The sequence below is a fragment of the Mesorhizobium sp. B2-4-14 genome (assembly GCF_006442155.1).
Classification (GTDB): domain Bacteria; phylum Pseudomonadota; class Alphaproteobacteria; order Rhizobiales; family Rhizobiaceae; genus Mesorhizobium.
Genome location: NZ_VFVA01000023.1, coordinates 40,699 through 57,297 on the forward strand (window position 1 = coordinate 40,699; position 16,599 = coordinate 57,297).

At 65.1% G+C, this 16,599-nt stretch carries 16 protein-coding genes and 1 pseudogene; 3 read left to right on the plus strand and 14 right to left on the minus strand.

The window, feature by feature from the left end; translation table 11 throughout:
- The first annotated feature begins 200 nt into the window (after positions 1 to 200).
- Positions 201 to 1,582: pseudogene (locus FJ938_RS19695) on the plus strand (FAD-binding oxidoreductase).
- Positions 1,583 to 1,619: 37 nt separating this feature from the next.
- Here FJ938_RS19695 and FJ938_RS19700 read toward each other — a convergent pair.
- The 8 genes from FJ938_RS19700 to FJ938_RS19735 all read right to left on the minus strand — a co-directional run bounded on the left by FJ938_RS19700 (position 1,620) and on the right by FJ938_RS19735 (position 9,835).
- Entirely contained in the window at positions 1,620 to 2,420 is an 801-nt protein-coding gene (locus FJ938_RS19700) for an ABC transporter permease (protein WP_140696479.1), read from the minus strand.
- Positions 2,417 to 3,289 (minus strand): ABC transporter permease, encoded by an 873-nt coding sequence (locus tag FJ938_RS19705; RefSeq protein ID WP_140696482.1) that lies wholly within the window; start codon positions 3,287 to 3,289, stop codon positions 2,417 to 2,419. Before FJ938_RS19705 ends, FJ938_RS19700 begins: the two co-directional genes overlap by 4 nt.
- Positions 3,286 to 4,389 (minus strand): ABC transporter ATP-binding protein, encoded by a 1,104-nt coding sequence (locus FJ938_RS19710; RefSeq protein WP_140696485.1) that lies wholly within the window; start codon positions 4,387 to 4,389, stop codon positions 3,286 to 3,288. Before FJ938_RS19710 ends, FJ938_RS19705 begins: the two co-directional genes overlap by 4 nt.
- 73 nt (positions 4,390 to 4,462) lie before the next feature.
- Complete coding sequence (locus tag FJ938_RS19715; RefSeq protein ID WP_246673424.1) at positions 4,463 to 5,494, minus strand: ABC transporter substrate-binding protein; 1,032 nt, start codon at positions 5,492 to 5,494, stop codon at positions 4,463 to 4,465.
- 51 nt (positions 5,495 to 5,545) lie between these two features.
- Entirely contained in the window at positions 5,546 to 6,544 is a 999-nt protein-coding gene (gene araD1 / locus FJ938_RS19720; protein WP_140696488.1) for an AraD1 family protein, read from the minus strand.
- Between the two features lie 32 nt (positions 6,545 to 6,576).
- Complete coding sequence (locus tag FJ938_RS19725) at positions 6,577 to 7,356, minus strand: SDR family oxidoreductase (RefSeq protein ID WP_140696491.1); 780 nt, start codon at positions 7,354 to 7,356, stop codon at positions 6,577 to 6,579.
- An 11-nt stretch (positions 7,357 to 7,367) separates the two neighbouring features.
- The gene (locus FJ938_RS19730; RefSeq protein WP_140696494.1) at positions 7,368 to 9,095 is read right to left on the minus strand and encodes an IlvD/Edd family dehydratase; all 1,728 of its coding nucleotides are present in this window, start codon (positions 9,093 to 9,095) and stop codon (positions 7,368 to 7,370) included.
- A complete protein-coding gene (locus FJ938_RS19735; RefSeq protein WP_140696497.1) occupies positions 9,092 to 9,835 on the minus strand; it encodes a FadR/GntR family transcriptional regulator in 744 nt (247 codons plus the stop codon). The genes FJ938_RS19730 and FJ938_RS19735 overlap by 4 nt, the downstream gene beginning before the upstream one ends.
- Positions 9,836 to 9,942: 107 nt before the next feature.
- Here FJ938_RS19735 and FJ938_RS30310 point away from each other — a divergent pair, with 107 nt between their 5' ends.
- Together FJ938_RS30310 and FJ938_RS30315 are read left to right on the plus strand one after the other, a co-directional pair.
- On the plus strand, positions 9,943 to 10,386 hold the full coding sequence (locus FJ938_RS30310) for a hypothetical protein (RefSeq protein ID WP_281409103.1): 444 nt from the start codon (positions 9,943 to 9,945) through the stop codon (positions 10,384 to 10,386).
- Positions 10,383 to 10,856 (plus strand): hypothetical protein, encoded by a 474-nt coding sequence (locus FJ938_RS30315; RefSeq protein WP_281409104.1) that lies wholly within the window; start codon positions 10,383 to 10,385, stop codon positions 10,854 to 10,856. The genes FJ938_RS30310 and FJ938_RS30315 overlap by 4 nt, the downstream gene beginning before the upstream one ends.
- A gap of 27 nt (positions 10,857 to 10,883) precedes the next feature.
- Here FJ938_RS30315 and FJ938_RS19745 read toward each other — a convergent pair whose 3' ends face one another.
- From FJ938_RS19745 to FJ938_RS19770, 6 genes are read right to left on the minus strand one after another with little or no spacing between them, the layout of a single operon-like run.
- Positions 10,884 to 12,329, minus strand: a complete 1,446-nt coding sequence (locus FJ938_RS19745; protein ID WP_140696500.1) for an aldehyde dehydrogenase — start codon at positions 12,327 to 12,329, stop codon at positions 10,884 to 10,886.
- Positions 12,330 to 12,371: 42 nt separating this feature from the next.
- Positions 12,372 to 13,157 carry a coniferyl-alcohol dehydrogenase gene (locus FJ938_RS19750; protein ID WP_140696599.1) on the minus strand — a complete coding sequence of 262 codons (786 nt, stop codon included), beginning with the start codon at positions 13,155 to 13,157 and terminating at the stop codon, positions 12,372 to 12,374.
- Between the two features lie 2 nt (positions 13,158 to 13,159).
- Positions 13,160 to 14,233 (minus strand): branched-chain amino acid ABC transporter permease, encoded by a 1,074-nt coding sequence (locus FJ938_RS19755; RefSeq protein ID WP_140696503.1) that lies wholly within the window; start codon positions 14,231 to 14,233, stop codon positions 13,160 to 13,162.
- Positions 14,230 to 15,126, minus strand: coding sequence for a branched-chain amino acid ABC transporter permease (locus FJ938_RS19760; protein WP_140696506.1), 897 nt, complete (start codon positions 15,124 to 15,126; stop codon positions 14,230 to 14,232). Before FJ938_RS19760 ends, FJ938_RS19755 begins: the two co-directional genes overlap by 4 nt.
- Positions 15,123 to 15,848 (minus strand): ABC transporter ATP-binding protein, encoded by a 726-nt coding sequence (locus tag FJ938_RS19765; protein ID WP_140696509.1) that lies wholly within the window; start codon positions 15,846 to 15,848, stop codon positions 15,123 to 15,125. Before FJ938_RS19765 ends, FJ938_RS19760 begins: the two co-directional genes overlap by 4 nt.
- The gene (locus tag FJ938_RS19770; protein WP_140607381.1) at positions 15,845 to 16,588 is read right to left on the minus strand and encodes an ABC transporter ATP-binding protein; all 744 of its coding nucleotides are present in this window, start codon (positions 16,586 to 16,588) and stop codon (positions 15,845 to 15,847) included. The genes FJ938_RS19765 and FJ938_RS19770 overlap by 4 nt, the downstream gene beginning before the upstream one ends.
- Positions 16,589 to 16,599: the final 11 nt, after the last annotated feature.

Sequence of the window (16,599 nt, forward strand, 5' to 3'; positions counted from 1 at the left end):
CTCGTCTCTTCGAGATTGATGCCGGTAGGAGGTTTCGTCCCGTCGCTTGCGGACAAGCCGATATCGCTTGCATGGCGGGCGATGACGAATAAGGTCGGTCGGCCGAAGTTGAAGGGTGGCGAGCGTGTTGAACAAGGATCATCATCGGACCATCCTGCTGCTAGAGACGACCTCTCTCGCCGCACGGACGCCTGAGCTCGATGTCGCCTGAAACGGAACGACTTCTGTCCGCCCTTGGCGATCGGCTGGGCGCGGGCGGCGTGCTCGCTGGCTCCGAGGTGGACCAGCGCTATCGCGACGATCCCGACGGCAAGCTTGGCGTCCTTCCCGAAGTAGTGCTGCGCCCACGCGATACCGTTGGTGTCGCGGCAGCACTTGCCGGATGCAACGCTGTCGGCCAGCCGGTCGTCGTCCATGGCGGACGCACCGGGCTGGCTGGTGGCGCGCGCGTCCAGCCCGGCGAGATCGTGCTGTCGCTGGAGCGCATGACCGGCCTTGCCGCTCCGGACGTTCAGGCCGCCGCATCGTCGCCGAAGCGGGCGCGACGCTGCAGGTGGTGCAGGAGGCAGCCGATGGCGCCGGATTGATGTTCGGCGTCGACATCGGCGCGCGGGGTTCGGCCACTGTCGGCGGCAATATCGCGACCAATGCCGGCGGCATCCGCGTGCTGCGCTATGGCATGTACCGGGCGCAGGTACTAGGGCTTGAGGCCGTGCTCGCCGACGGCAGTGTCCTGACCTCGCTCAAGGGCCTGCCCAAGGATAATTCCGGCTACGACCTCGGCCAGCTCTTCATCGGCGCGGAAGGCACGCTTGGCGTCGTCACCCGCGCCGCGCTCAGGCTGCATCCCAAGCCGGCATCCGAGGTGAACGCTTTCTGCGCGCTGCCTTCGCTCGATGCGGCGATCGCGTTGCTTGGGCTGCTGCGGCAAAAGCTTGGGCCGCTACTTTCCGCTTATGAGGTCAACTTCGCGCCGCTTTATGACGTCATGGTCGGCAGCATGGCCATGCCGGCACCATTGCCGACCGGCTCACCGGTCTATGTGCTGGCCGAGATCCAGGGCAGCGAGCCCGAACGCGACGGCGGGCGCTTCGCCGAGGTTCTGATGCAGGCGGTCGAGGACGGCGTGGTCGACGATGTGGTCGTCTCGCAATCGCCGCGCGAATTCCGTGCGCTCTGGGACGTGCGGGAGGACGCCAATCGTGTCCTGTTTTCGATCAAAGGCCTGATCGGCGTCGACATCAGCATCCCGTTGGCGCGCATGGGCGCCTTTCTGCGGGAAGCGGACGCCGCCATCCATGCCGTCGATCCCAGCGCCGACATCTATGTCTTCGGCCATCTCGGCGACGGCAACCTGCACTATCAGGTCCTGACGGCGGACCCGGCGGCGGCATATGGCATCATCTATCGCGGCGTGGCGGCGGCGGGAGGCGGCGTTTCGGCCGAGCACGGCATCGGCCTCGACAAGAAGCAGTGGCTGCATCTGGTGCGCGGCGAGGCCGAAATCGCCACGATGCGGCGGCTGAAGACAGCGCTGGACCCGAAGAACATCCTCAATCCGGGACGGATCTTCGATCTTTAACCCGACTGCCTTACCGCGATGACAGGTGCTCGGTAACTCAGGCCCGTTCCGTCGCCATCTGCCTGGGGATCAGAAAACGGGCGGCGAGTACGCAGAGCAGCACGGTGAACATCAGGATCAGCGCCACCAGCGCATTGATGTCGGGCGAGAAGCCAAGCCGCATCATCGCCCACAGCCTGACCGGCAGCGTGCTTTGCGTGCCGGTGACCAGAATGGTGATCATCGTTTCGTCGAACGACAGGGCGAAGGCAAGGATGGCGCCGCCGACCATGGCGCTCGACAGGTTCGGCAGGATGACGCGCCAGAAAGTCTGCCAGCCGGTGGCGCCGAGATCGAAGGACGCTTCGACCAGCGTGCGGCTCATCGACTGCAGCCGCATCAGCACGGTGCGATAGACGATCGCCAGCACAAAGACGGTATGCCCGATGATGACCGTCAGCAGCGAGCGTTCGAGGCCGATCTCGCGGAAGAAGATCAGCAGCGCCAGGCCGCTGATGATCGGCGGCATCAGGAACGGCAGGAAGATGATGAACTGCAGCACCGAACGTCCTGAGCGGCGGCCGTGATAGTAGAGCGCCAGCAGCGTCCCACTGACCACCGAGAGCACGACGGTGCACAGGCCGACGACCAGCGTGGTGCGCAGGGCGGCCAGTATGTCGTGGTTCCCGGCCAGCGTCCGATAGGTCGAAAGCGTCGGCGACGACCAGTCGACATCGCCATGCGAGATGGTGAAGAACGACGATACGATCGGCACGAATAGCGGGCTGTAGAGCAGTACGGCGACCAGCGTCGTGATCGCGGCCAGGAAGAGGGTTGAAGGCCGGGGCAGTGCGCTCATATCGAGGTCCCCCGGCTACGTCCGAACCGTTCGCCGATGAGGATTGCGCAGATCACCACGATCGCAAGCGCCACCGACAGCGCCGCGCCGAACGGCCAGTTATAGGCGGTGCCGAACTGGCTGTAGAGGATGCGGCCGAAGGTGAAGCCGCTGATGCCGCCGACCATCTGCGGGGTCAGGAAATCGCCGATCGCCAGCACGAAGACGAAGCTCGCCGCCGAGGCGACACCGGGAAGGCTGAGCGGCAGGGTGATGCGCAGGAAAGTCTGCAAGCCGCTCGCGCCAAGGTCGTCCGAGGCGCGCAGCAGGGTCTGGGGGATCCGTTCCAGCGACAGGAAGATCGGCAGGATGGCGAAGGGGATCAAAAGCAGGCTCAGCGTCAAAAGAATGGCGTTCATATTGAACACGAAAAGCGTCGACGGCTGCTCAAGGATGCCGAGCGCCACCAGCGCTTTGTTGAGGAAGCCGTTGAGGCCAAGGATGCTGCGGATCGCATAGATCTTGATGACGTAGCTCATCAGCAGCGGCACCAGAAGCAGCATCAGCAAGACATAGCGCCACCGCCCTTTCAGGGTCGTCAGGAAATAGGCGGCGGGATAGGCGAGCAGGATGCAGATCATGGCCACCGAAACACACAGCACGATGGTGTTCCAGAACACCGGCAGAAAGATCGGGTCGGTGAAGAACCTGATATAGTTGCCAAGTGTGGGTGCATGGACGATCGTGCCCTGATCGACACTGAAGAAACTGTAGATCAGGAAGATCGCAAGCGGAACGAGGACAAAGACCACCGGCAGGGCAAAGGCCAGAACCGTCACCAGCAGCGACAAGTGTCGTTCCGAAGGCTGTGTCGAGCCGGCCTTGCTCATGCCAGCACCAGATGGCCTTCATGCGGCACAAAGGAAAGCGAGACCGTCTCGCCGGATTTCAGCGCGCTGCCGTCGATCCGACTCGGCATGCGTAGCCGCAGGCGTTGCGCGGCATTGTCCGTCCCCGCCATGACCGTGGCGACCGTCGACGAGCCGGCGAAGGCTAGATCGGCTATGGTGCCCGAGAAGCGGTTGTCATTGTCGGTGGCGCCCGCAAGACGCAAGGCCTCGGGACGGAACGCCGCGAAGGCGCTGGCGCCATCCGAGGCGGTCTTCAGATGCGGCTGGCCGCTGATCGAGCAGACCAGGCGCCCAAGCGCCGTCTCGATCGGCCGCTGCTCGCCCTGGACCGGGCCGAGTTTTCCAGCGACCAGATTGTTCTCGCCGAAGAAGCGCGCCACGAACTCGCAGTTCGGCTTGTAGTAAAGTTCGTGCGGTGTGCCGAGCTGGCGGATATGGCCGGCCTGCATGACGCAGATCCGGTCGGCCATGCCGATGGCTTCCTCCTGGTCGTGGGTGACGAACAGGAAGGTGGTCTTGATCTCGCGCTGGATGGATTTCAGGAATTCCTGCATCTGCCGGCGCAGCTCAAGATCGAGCGCGGCGAGCGGCTCGTCGAGCAGGATCAGCCGCGGCTGGCAGATCAGCGCCCGGGCGAGCGCGACGCGCTGGCGCTGGCCGCCCGAGAGCTGTGCCGGGAAGCGATCGGCGAAGCGCCCGAGCTGCACCAGCTCGAGAGCCTCAGCGACGCGGCGCGCGATCTCCTTGCGCTGGATATGGCGCACCGAAAGCCCATAGCCGACATTGCCGGAAACGGTCATATGCGGGAACAGTGCATAATCCTGGAACACGGTGTTGAACGGCCGCCGGTTGATCGGCATGCGGCTGATGTCCTCGCCCTCAAGGCGGATCTCGCCAGCCGTCAGCGGCTCCAGCCCGCCGATCAGCCGCAGGACCGTGGTCTTGCCGGAACCCGACGGTCCAAGGACGGTGAGGAACTCACCGTCCCGGATCGACAGGTCGAGGTCGTGCAGCACGGGCACCGGGCCGTAGGATTTCGAGACGGACCGCAGCGTCAGCAGGTCGGTGTTCTGGTTCATGGCATGCTCTCGCTTACGCTTCGGCGGTCCGGAACGTCCGGACCGCCGGGTCTTCGAAGTTGGGGCAGCGAAATCAGGGCGTTGCCTTGACCTCGTTCCACATGTCCGAACGCTTGAGCGGGTCTTCGACATTGTTGAGCCAGACCAGCTTGTCGTTGCCGCCGGCGCTGCTCGTCTCGACCACTGTGTTGCCGAAGCCGGTGCGCTCGGAAAGCTCGCCGCTGACCTTCTTGCTCAGCATGAAGTCGATCCATTTCTCGGCCGCCGCATTGTCGCGGACGCCCTTGGAGATCACCCAATTGTCGAGCCAGGCGAGCGCGCCTTCGCTCGGGTTGATGTAGGCGACATGGGCGCCGATCTTCTGTAGCGCCTTGACCTGCTGCTGGCCGTAATTGGCCCAGATCAGCGCAACATCGTTGTTCTGGTAGATCTGCTGCGCCTCGTCGGCGGTGGTGTAGAAGCTGAGCACATTGCGCTTGAGCTCGACCAGCTTGGCCTTGACCGCCGCCATCTGCTCGGCGCTCAGGTTGAACGGATCCTTGTAGCCGAGCGTCAGCGCGGTAAACGAGAAATTGTGCTCGCCATTGTCGTAGGCGAGGATCTTGCCCTTGTAAGCCGGATCCCACAGCACCGACATCGAGGTCGGCGCCGGCTTGACCTTGTCGGTGTCGTAGATCAGCCCGATGGAGTCGAAACAGAACGGGATGCCGTAGACCTTGCCGTCCTTGGTGACGCCGCTCACCGTGCTCAGGTCACGGAAACGCGGCAGCACCTCCTTCTGGTTGGGCAGCTTGGTCACGTCGATCGGCGAGACCAGGTCGGCCTTGATGTAGCGCTGCAACTGGGCGGTGTTGACGGCGAAGACGTCGAAGTCCTGCCCTTCGCTCCCCTTGATCTTGGCCCAGATCTCGTCGTCGCTGCCGATGAAGACGACATCGACGCCGATGCCCGTGGCGGCGGTGAAGTCCTTCACCCAATCAGCGTCCGCGTAGCCATCCCAGGCCAGAACCCGGAGGTTGGCGGCGAATGCGGCCGAGGTCATCAGGCCGATGCCCAGGCCGATCGCCATTTTCAGAAACAGTCTCTTCAGTCCCATCAGTTCCATTTTAATCTCCCATTTTCTTTCTGGTGGACCGCGATTTCCGGACTTTCGCCCTCACAGCTGGGTGACGGTGACCAGTCCTTCGTCCGGCACCGAAACCATCCGATTGCGCAGTGGCTTGCCGAATGTCGGTGCCTGGATTTCATACTCGTCGCCGGGAGCCGTCTGGACGCCGGAGGCGTAGCTCATCACCGCCGCGCCGAAGAAGTAGGCGTGCAGGTCGCCTGGCCGGCGATGCATCGGGTAACGGAAATGGTAGTGTTCGAGATTGGTGATCGAGTGCGACATGTGCGCCTCGCCCGACAGAAACTCCTGCTCCCAGATGACCGCGCCGTTGCGCGTGATGCGGGAATGGCCGCGCACTTCTTCCGGCAGATCACCGATCAGCAGTTCCGGGCCGATCGAGCAGGAACGGAGCTTGGAATGGGCCAGATAAAGGTAGTTCTCGCCCTCCGTCACGTGGTCGGAATATTCGTTTCCGAGTGCATAGCCGAGGCGATAGGGATGGCCGTCCGGTCCGTTGAGATAAAGCCCGACGATCTCGGCTTCCTCGGCCCCGGCCTTTGCGAATGCCGGCATCGGCAGCGGCGCGCCGGGCGGCACGACACAGGTGCCGACGCCCTTGAAGAACCATTCGGGCTGGATGCCGATCTTGCCAGCACCGGGCTTGCCTCCCTCCAACCCCATGCGAAAGATCTTCAGGGAATCGGATTCCGCGGCACCTTCGCCATGGGTTAGCACATGCATCTGGTTGCGCGCGGCGGCACTTCCGGTGTGGGTCAGGCCGGTGCCGGTGACAAGGAAACGCGCCGGCTCCGGATGGTCGACGGGGGCCAGCACGCGACCTCCATTCAACAGTTGGTCGTAGTCGACCTGTTCCGCCGTCGTGCGCTCCTCGACGAGCGCCGCGATGGACACGCCACGCGCGATCGCGGCTTCCGCCAGTTCCAGGACGGTGGTCGTTCCCTTGAGCGGATGCAGGTGGTCGCCATCCATGGAGACGCGGCCGACGCGCCGGCTTCCGTCGGGCATTTTGAATTGAACAAGACGCATGAAATTCCCTTCCTCTTTCGGTGCCGTCCGGATCACACCCAGCCCCCGTCGACGATGAATTGCTGGCTTGTGCACATGCGGCTGTCGTCGGCCGCGAGGAACAGCGCCATGCGCGCGATATCGGAGGGCTGCAGCCGGTCGGGCAGGCATTGCCTTTCCTCGATCTGGCGTTCGCCGGCCCGGTTCAGCCACAGTCGCATCTGGCGCTCGGTCATCACCCAGCCGGGCACCATGCAGTTGACGCGGATGCGCTCGGGGCCGAGCTCGCGGGCCAGCGCCCGCGTCATGCCGTAGACCGCGGCTTTCGCGGTGACATAGGCCGGGCAATCGGGATCGCCGACCATCCAGGTGATGGAGCCGAAATTGATGATCGAGCCGCCGCCCTGCGCGCTCATCTGCGGCCTCACCGCCTGGGCCGCGAAGAACTGGTGGCGCAGATTGACCGCCATGCGGTCGTCCCAATAGGCTGGTGTCACGTCCTTGGTCTGGTGGCGGTCGTCATTGCCGGCATTGTTGCACAGCGCCTGGATCGGGCCGTTGTGCTGTGCCGCCTGCGCCGTGACTGCCTGCAGTTCCTCGACATTGCGCAGGTCGCAGGGAATGAACAGCGGCGCGGCATGCCCCTCGGCCGCGATAGCCTCGACCAGGCGCCGTGAAGGCTCCTCCGCCAGGTCGACAAAGGCGACGCGGCTGCCTTGCGCGCAGAAATGGCGCACCAGGCTTTCGCCGATGCCGCTGCCGCCGCCGGTTACGAATACGCTGCGGTCCCTGAGGCTGGGATAGGTCGCGTAGCTGCCGATCTGATCCGTCATCGCGTGCCTCTCTAGTGGGAATGCCGGGGGATGCCGGCGTCACGCCGGCCGACGAGGAAGTCGAAGTCGCAGCCCTTGTCGGCCTGCAGCACGCGCTCGACATAGAGGCTCTGATAGCCGCCTTGAGGCGGCGCCGGCGGCTTCCAGTCTCGACGGCGGATCGCCAGTTCCTCTTCCGATACCAGCAGCTCCAGGCGGCGCCCGGCGACATCGAGCTCGATGAGATCGCCGTCGCGCACCAGGGCAAGCGCGCCGCCCGCTGCGGCCTCGGGCGCCACATGCAATACGACGGTTCCGTAGGCGGTGCCGCTCATGCGCGCGTCCGAGATGCGAACCATGTCGGAGACGCCTTGCTTGAGCAGCTTGGCCGGCAGCGGCATGTTGCCGACCTCAGCCATTCCGGGATAACCGCGCGGTCCGCAGTTCTTCAGCACCATCACCGACGAGGCGTCGATATCCAGACCCGGATCGTCGATGCGGGCATAGTAATGTTCGATGTTCTCGAAGACGACCGCCTTGCCGCGATGCTGCATCAGTTCGGGCGTTGCCGCCGACGGTTTGATGACCGCCCCATTGGGCGCCAGATTGCCGCGCAGGATCGAGATGCCGCCTTCCTTGGTCAGCGGCTCGCTCAGCGGCCGGATGACCTCGCGGTTGTAATTGGGGGCGCCATCGATCAATTCGCCGATCGTCTTGTCGCTGACGGTCATGGCGTCACGATGAAGAAGCCCCACTTCATCAAGCGACGCCATGACCGCAGCTAGCCCCCCGGCATAGTAGAAATCTTCCATCAGGAACCGGCCCGACGGCATCAGGTCGACAATGGTCGGAACGTCGCGGCCAAGGCGGTCCCAATCCTCGAGGCCGAGATCGACACCAACCCGGTTGGCAATGGCGATCAGGTGCAGAACCGCATTGGTCGAACCGCCGATGGCGCCGTTGACGCGGATGGCATTCTCGAAAGCTTGCCTGGTGAGGATCTGCGAAATCGTCACGTCGCGGCGGACCAGGTCGACGATCTGGCGCCCGGCCAGTTGGGCAAGCACCCCACGGCGCGAATCCACCGCCGGTATCGCGGCATTGTCCGGCATGCCGATGCCGAGCGCCTCGACCATGCTGGCCATGGTCGACGCCGTGCCCATCGTCATGCAGCTGCCCGCCGACCGGCTCTGACCCTGCTCGGCTGAGAGGAAGTCGGCGACCTGCATGCGGCCGGCCTTCACATCCTCGGCGAATTTCCAGACATGGGTGCCCGAGCCGATATCCTGCCCGCGGAACTTGCCGTTGAGCATCGGCCCGCCGGAGACCGCGATCGTCGGCAGGTTGCAGGACGCCGCACCCATCAGCAGCGCCGGCGTGGTCTTGTCGCAGCCGACAAGCAGGATCACGCCGTCGATCGGATTGCCGCGGATGGATTCCTCGACATCCATGCTGACGAGGTTGCGAAACAGCATGGCGGTGGGGCGCATATTGCTCTCGCCCAGCGACATCACCGGAAACTCCAGCGGCAGGCCGCCGGCTTCATAGACGCCGCGCTTGACGTGATCGGCGAGCGCCCGCAGGTGGGCATTGCAGGGGGTCAGTTCCGACCAGGTGTTGCAGATGCCGATCACCGGGCGGCCGTCAAAGGCATCGGCGGGTATGCCCTGATTCTTCATCCAGCTGCGGTGCATGAAGGCGTTCTTGCCCTCACCGCCGAACCAGGCTTCGGACCGCAGTTTACGTTTGGTCTCGGTCACGATTGCTGGCCCCGATCATTGCGGCGTTTGTTGCGGTTCTCGACGCTGCGGCGCACGTCGTCCTCGGCATTGTCGATGAGCACCAGCAGTGCCCTTTGCGCGCCGGGCGCGTCACCGGCGGCGATCTTCTCGGCCACCTCGCGGTGCAGCGGCAAGGAATGGCGCTGCCCTTCCGGATTGTCGTTGGAGAGCCGAAAGCTCATTACCAATGCGGTTTCGACGAGTGCTGCCAGCGAGCCGATCAACTCGTTGCCGGTCATGCGCAGGATCGTCTGGTGGAACACCAGGTCGGGCTTGGCGAAGCGGTCGCCATCGTCGCTCACCGCTTCCATCTCGGCCAGCGCGGCGCGGATTTCGGCGATCTGCGCCGGGGTTGCCCGCTGGGCGGCGAGCGCTGCCGACATCGGTTCGATGGCGCGGCGCAGCTCGAACAGGGCGCGAACGTCCTCGGCGCTGACGCCGCCGGCATAGCGCCACGACAGAACATCCGGATCGAGGAAATTCCAGTCGGATCGCGGGCGCACGCGTGTGCCGGTCTTCGGCCGCGATTCGACGAGCCCCTTGCCGGCCAGAACCTTGATCGCCTCGCGTAGCACCGTGCGGCTGACGCCCAGCATCTCGCTGGAATCGTCGGCGTTGGGCAGGGCCTCGCCAGGCAGGAAGTCGCCCTGCACGATGCGCAAGCCGATCTGCTCGACGACGGTGGCGTGCAGCGCGGTGGAGCCGCTGGAGACCGCCACCGCGACCCTCGACGTCCGCGCCGTGCTAAAGGATTTTCTATTCTTCATACTATTCATATGATATGTTTTAAAGGGATGGCGACGGGAGTCAAGGGAGGGGAATGGCGATGACAAAGAATTCCGCCGGGCGGCACACGGAGCTGGTCTCGATCAGCGACGGCCTAGCGACGGCAGAGATTGCTCCGGCCACCGGCGGCGCGCTGGCGTCGTATCGCTGGTGGCGAAATGGCGCTGCCGTGGATTGGCTACGCCCGGCGGATCCGGCGGCGATCGATCGCCGCGATGCGGGCGCCATGGCCTGCTTTCCGCTCGTGCCCTACTCCAACCGCATAAGGGGCGGCCGCTTCGAATTCGCCGGACGCATCGTTGAGCTGCCGACGGCCCCTGACGATCCGCATCATGAGCATGGCCATGGCTGGCGCAGGCCATGGACTGTCGCGCGGCACGAAACCGGTGCGGTTGTCTTGCGCTATCGCCACACCGCCGATTCCTGGCCATGGAGCTATGAGGCCGAGCAGGAAATCTCGCTGGCCGACGGCAGGCTTGCGTGACCGTCACGGTGCGCAATCTGTCGGATGCACCGATGCCGCTCGGCTTCGGGCTCCATCCCTATTTTCCGTCGACGCCGTGGACGCACATCCAGGCACCGGTGTCCGGCATGTGGGAAACGGATGCGGAGGTCTTGCCAACGCGCCACGTCCTGCCGCCGGCGGGGGCCGATCCGTCCACTGGCTTTGACGTGTCGGAGCTGGACTTCGACACGGTCTTCACCGGATGGACCCGCCGCGCCCGGATCTCCTGGCCGGAGCAGGGACGGCAACTGGACATCGAGGCCGAGGCGCCGCTCGATTTCCTGGTCCTCTATACGCCGCCGGGCGAGCCGTATTTTTGCGCCGAGCCGGTCAGCAACATCACCGATGCCTTCAACCGGCCAGGCGGCGAGGAGACCGGCCGCATCGTGCTGGCGCCCGGCCAGATGCGATCCGCCAGCGTTCGCTTCACGCCCTCACTGGCTATTTGACGCTCGGTAGCTCAAGGCGGGGCCGGGTCAGAACGGATAATGCTGGCCCGGATCCTCGATCGTCACCCAGCGCAGGTCGGTGAATTCGGCGATCGAGGCCTTGCCGCCGAAACGGCCATAACCGGAGCCCTTCACGCCGCCGAACGGCATCTGCGCCTCGTCGCCCACGGTCGGTCCGTTGATGTGGCAGATGCCGGCCTGGATGCGGGCGGCGACCGCCATGGCGCGCCTTATGTCGCGGCTGAAGACCGCTGACGACAGGCCGTATTCCGTATCGTTGGCAACGCGCACCGCCTCGTCCTCGCCTTTGACGCGGATGATCGGCTTGACCGGCCCAAAGGATTCTTCCGCGTAGACGCGCATCGACGGAGTGACATGATCAAGCACCGTCGCTTCCACGACAGTTCCGCTGCGCTTGCCGCCCGCCGCCAGGGAGGCATCCTTGCCGAGCGCGTCGGCGACCAGTTCCTCCATTTTGTCGGCCGCCTGGCTGCTGATCAGTGAGCCCAGGACGACATGGCCGCGCGGATCGCCGGCCGGCAGTTTCGAAGCGCGGGCGGCAAGCTTGGCCACGAACTCGTCGGCGATCTTTTCGTCGACGATCAGCCGTTCGGTCGACATGCAGATCTGGCCCTGGTGCATGAAGGCGCCGAACGCCGCGGCATTAACCGCGGCGTCGATGTCGGCATCGTCGAGCACGATCAGTGGCGCCTTGCCGCCAAGTTCGAGCAGCGCCGGCTTGAGGTGCCGTCCGGCGAGCTCCGCGATGATGCGGCCGACCTTGGTCGAGCCGGTGAAGTTCACGCGCCTGACGGCCGGGTGCGCGACCAGTGTCTCGACGATGGCGGCGGCGTCCTTCGGATCGTTGGTGACGACATTGATGACGCCCTTCGGCAGCCCGGCCTCGACCAGCACCTGGCCGATCAGCCGGTGCGTGCCGGGGCATAGTTCGGAGGCCTTCAGCACCACCGTATTGCCGCAGGCGATCGGCATCGCCACGGCGCGTGTGCCGAGGATGACCGGCGCGTTCCATGGCGCGATTCCGAGGCACACACCCGCGGGTTGGCGGATTGCCATGGCGAGCGTCCCCGGCTTGTCGGAGGGGATGATCTCGCCCGAAATCTGCGTCGTCATGGCGGCTGCCTCGCGCAGCATGTTGGCCGCCAGCATGACATTGAAGCCGGCCCAGGGGCCAGTGGCGCCAGTCTCTTCCATCATCAGCCTGGTGAATTCATCGACCTTGGAGGCCATCACATCGGCAGCCTTTGACAGCAAGGCGCGGCGTTCGCCGGGGCCGGTTTTCGACCATGCCGGAAAGGCGGCTGCAGCGGCTTCGACGGCTGCGTTGGCATCGGCCACACTGGCAGCGGCGGCGCGTGTCGCCAGCCTGCCGGTGAAAGGGTCCAGGCGTTCGTAGGAAGCCGAGCCTGTTGCCGCCCTTTCATCGCCGTCGATCAGAAGTCCGATATCCATTGTTCTCTCCCTCGCTCTCGATGGAGCCTTACAAGTAGCGTGTTAGAAGCCGAGCGCTTCGGCATTGATCGATGCTTCGAGCCCGCCATCAACGGGCACGTTGGCGCCATTGATCCAGCGCGCGCCATCCGAGCACAGGAACAGCACGACGGGCGCGATATCGCCCGATGTTCCGGCGCGACCGACCCTGGCAATGTCGCTGTCGACGCGGGCATCGCCAAGCACGGTGCGGAACTGTTTCAGGATCGGCGTCTCGACCGGCCCTGGGCTCACAGCATTGACGCGGATGCCACGGCGTTTGAACAGATCCTGATGCGCCGCGCGGAAGGTCCACAAGAGCAGCAATTCCTTTGAAACGGGATAGGCTTCCTCGTTTCTGACCGCGTGATCGGCGACCACCTTGGCGACGTCGGGAAAGCCTTCGATGCCGACCATCGAAGCGGCGCGGTTGAGATTGGCGCGCCAGCCATAGCCGGCGATCGAGGCGACATTGACGATCGCGCCACTTTCGCGAAGCCTGGGCGCGAGGCCTTCCGAAAGTGCACGCAGCCCGAAGAAGTTGACGGCCAGCGTCGACACCGCGCCGGTATTGCCGGAGAGGCCGGCCACGTTGCAAAGCGCATCGATGCGTTGCGGCAGGCGCGCGATGAGATCGTCGACGCCCGCCTTCGAAGAGATGTCGGCCTTGACGAAACTGCCGACCGATGCAGCCGGCTCGTGCACATCAACGCCGATCACATCCGCGCCGAACTGGCCGGCGAGTTCCGCCGTGCGCGCGCCGATGCCGGAGGCGATGCCGGTGATGAGAATGGTCTTGCCGAAAAGCATGGTCATGCCTTCTCCTGATGCTGTGTGGTTTGCCGCGTCGAAGATGCAATGCCATCGTCGGCCGGCGCTGCCGGGTTCTCGGGAAGCCTGACGCGATAGCCGACCGGCAGCAGGCGCAGGCCAAAGCGCTCCTCGATCGTTCCCCACAGGCCGCGCGGCAGGAACAGCGAGAACAGCACCGCCGTGGCGCCGAGGCCGACGAGATACCAGACGCCGGTGCCGCCGAACCATGTCTCGATGAGGAAGAACACCAGCGCGCCCAAAATGGCGCCCTCGAAGGTGCCGATGCCGCCGACCAGCACCATGAAGATCATGTAGGCGGTCCACTGGACGTTGAAGTAGGTCTTCGGCTGGAAGGTGATGGAGGTCGCCAGCCACAAGGCACCGGCAATGCCGATCCCGAAGGCGGCCAGCACGAACAGCAGCCGCTTGGTGCCGGTGACGCGCACGCCGACCGAGGCGGCGGCATCCTCATTGTCGCGGATGGCGCGGATCGCGGCACCCGTGCTGCCGCGCAGCAGGCCGAACAGGACCGCGAGCAGCGCCGTCATCGATGCCAGCGCCAGCCAGTAGATGGTCACCCGCCTGGTGCCGGCATCGTAGATATTGAGCGAGATCAGCGAGGTGCCGGTTTCGCCTTGCACCAGCCGGTCGAGATTGACCAGGAGATGCATCAGGGCCGCGATCACCCACATGCCGATGGCGAACTCGCCGTTCTTGAGCCGCAGCATGAACAGCGACAGCGGCCAGGAAACCGCGCCGACAACGATTGCGGAAACGAAAAGCGCGGCGAAGGGGTTGAGGCCGGCATCGGCCAGCCGGATGGCGAAATAGGCGCCGAGCCCGAAGAACACCTGCTGCCCGACCGAGACCAGCCCGCCGAAGCCGGCCAGCGCGTTCCACATCGTCGCCAGGATCACATAGATGAACAGCGCCGTCATCCGGTCGACCGCGCCGGCCGACAGGAATTGTGGCGCGATCGCGAGCAGCGCGATGACGAGTGTGGCCGCGATCGCGGCGATCCGCGACGTCGCCGTGCCGCGCTCGATGATTGGCATATTGGCGGAGGCGCTCATGGCGCTCTCCCGGATGGCAGCCGCAACAGGCCGCGCAGGCCCTGGCCCGAGGCGGAAAGCCGCACGAACAGCACGACGAGGAAGACGGCGTGACCACCGATGAGGAAGCCTTGCGGATGCACTTGCGCGCCGAGTGTCTGGGCAAGCGCCAGCACGATGCCGCCGACCAGTGTCCCCCACAGCGACCCGGCGCCGCCGATTACCGCGGCTTCGAAAGCGAACAGCAATTGCGGTGCGCCGGCATAGGGATCGAAGGTGGCGCGCATGCCGAGGAAGGCGCCGGCAAGGCCGACCGTGACCATGGCGATGGCCGCGGCAATGGCATTGGCGCGGCGGGCGTCGACGCCGACCAGGCCAGCGGTGTCGGGGTCTTCCGATGTGGCGCGGATCGAACGGCCAAGCCTTGTGCGGGTCAGGAACAGCTGCAACCCGCCAAGCAGGATCACGGCGGTGGCGAACATGATCACGGCGAGCTTGCCGACATAGATGCCGCCCGGCCATTCCCATGAATCGTAGGAGAGGCTGCCGATATAGGGCGCCAGCGAACGCGTGTCAGCGCCGAACTGCTCGAACAGCATGTTGTCGACGACGATGGCGAGGCCGAACGTGGTCAGGATCGGCAGCAGCGCGCCGCCGCGCGCGCTGCGCTCGAGCAGGAAGCGCTGCAGCGCCCAGCCGATTGCCGCCATCAATGGCAGCACGATGAGCAGGCCCAGAAATGGCGAGACATGGAACCGCGAGGCGAGCAGCCACAGCGCAAAGGCAGCGAACACCGCGAGGCTGCCATGGGCGAGGTTGATGATGCGCATCACTGAGAACATGAAGGAAAGGCCGCAGGCGATCAGCGCGTAATAGCCGCCGAGCAGAATGCCCTGGATGATCTGGTTGCTCATGCCGGAATGTTCCCGCTTTTCCGATGCAGGCCGAAATAGGCTTTTGTCACCTCGTCGCGCGAAACCTCCTTGCTTGGCCCTTCGAGCGCGACACGCCCTTCGAGCATGCAGATGACCCTGTCGGAGACCGCGAGCGCGCGGTTGAGATCCTGCTCGACCAGGATGATCGTCGTGCCGGAAGCGATCAGCCCCTGGAGTGCCGCGTAGACGCGGTCGACGATTGCCGGCGACAGGCCGAGCGAAACCTCGTCGAGCAGCAGCACGTCCGGATTGCTCATCAGCGCCCGGCCGATCGCTGTCGCCTGCTGTTCGCCGCCCGAGAGGTGGCCCGTCCGGACATGCCTGCGCGGCTTCAGGTTGGGGAACATCTCCAGCACTTTATCGACACTCCAGTCGCCCGGCCGGCGAGTGCTCCTGCCGAGCAGCAGGTTCTCCTCGACCGTCATCTGCACGAACAGTTTTCGCCCCTCCGGTACCAGTGCGATGCCCATGCCGACGCGCCTGTGCGACGGCACGCTGGTAAGATCGGCGCCGTCCAGCAGCACCCGCCCGGCGGCGGGCTGGTGCGCGCCGGCAATCGCCCGCAGCAGCGTCGTCTTGCCGGCGCCATTGGCGCCGACCAGCGCCAGCGTCTCGCCGCGTTCGACGTTGAAGCTGACGCCGCGCACCGCCTGCAGCAGGCCGTGCCGGACAACCAGGTTCTCGACCGACAGCAGGCTCATTTCGGGCCTCCGCCGAGATAGGCGTGGACCACCCGCGGATCGGCCATGACCGTTTGCGGATCGCCGTCGGCGATGATCTTTCCCGCGTCCATGCAGATCAGCCGCTCGGCCACCTGCAGCAGGATGTGCACGATGTGCTCGATCCAGACGATGCCGATCTTGCGCCGGCGCAACTCCTTGATCGTGTCGACGAGCTCGCCCGCTTCTGCATCGGTCAGGCCGCCGCCGATCTCGTCCAGAAGCAGCAGCATCGGCCTGGCCGCCAGCGCCCGTGCCAGTTCCAGTCGCTTGCGGTCGAGCAGGCCAAGCGTCTCGGCTCGCCGGTTGGCAACGCCCAGCATGCCGCAAAGTCTCAGCGAGCCGAGCGCCTCCTCATAGGCTTCGTCGCGGCCGAGCCCGGCGCCATGCGACGCGGCGACGAAGACATTTTCGAAAGTGGTCATGCCGCTGAACGGTTTCGGCACCTGGTGCGTGCGCACAAGGCCGAGCCGGCAACGCCCTGTCGCCGGCAGCGCCGTCACATCACCGCCCTTGAAGCTGACCGTGCCCGAACTGGGCGGGAAGGCGCCGGCAAGCACGCTGAGCAGCGTGGTCTTGCCGGCGCCGTTCGGGCCGACAATGCCGACGGCTTCGTCGGCTGCCATGGCGAAATCGACGGCATCCAGCACCACGAGCGCGCCGAAGCGCTTGTGGATAGCTGTGGCAGCGAGGATCGCCTGTTGTTGCGGATGGGTCACCACGCGATCCTCGT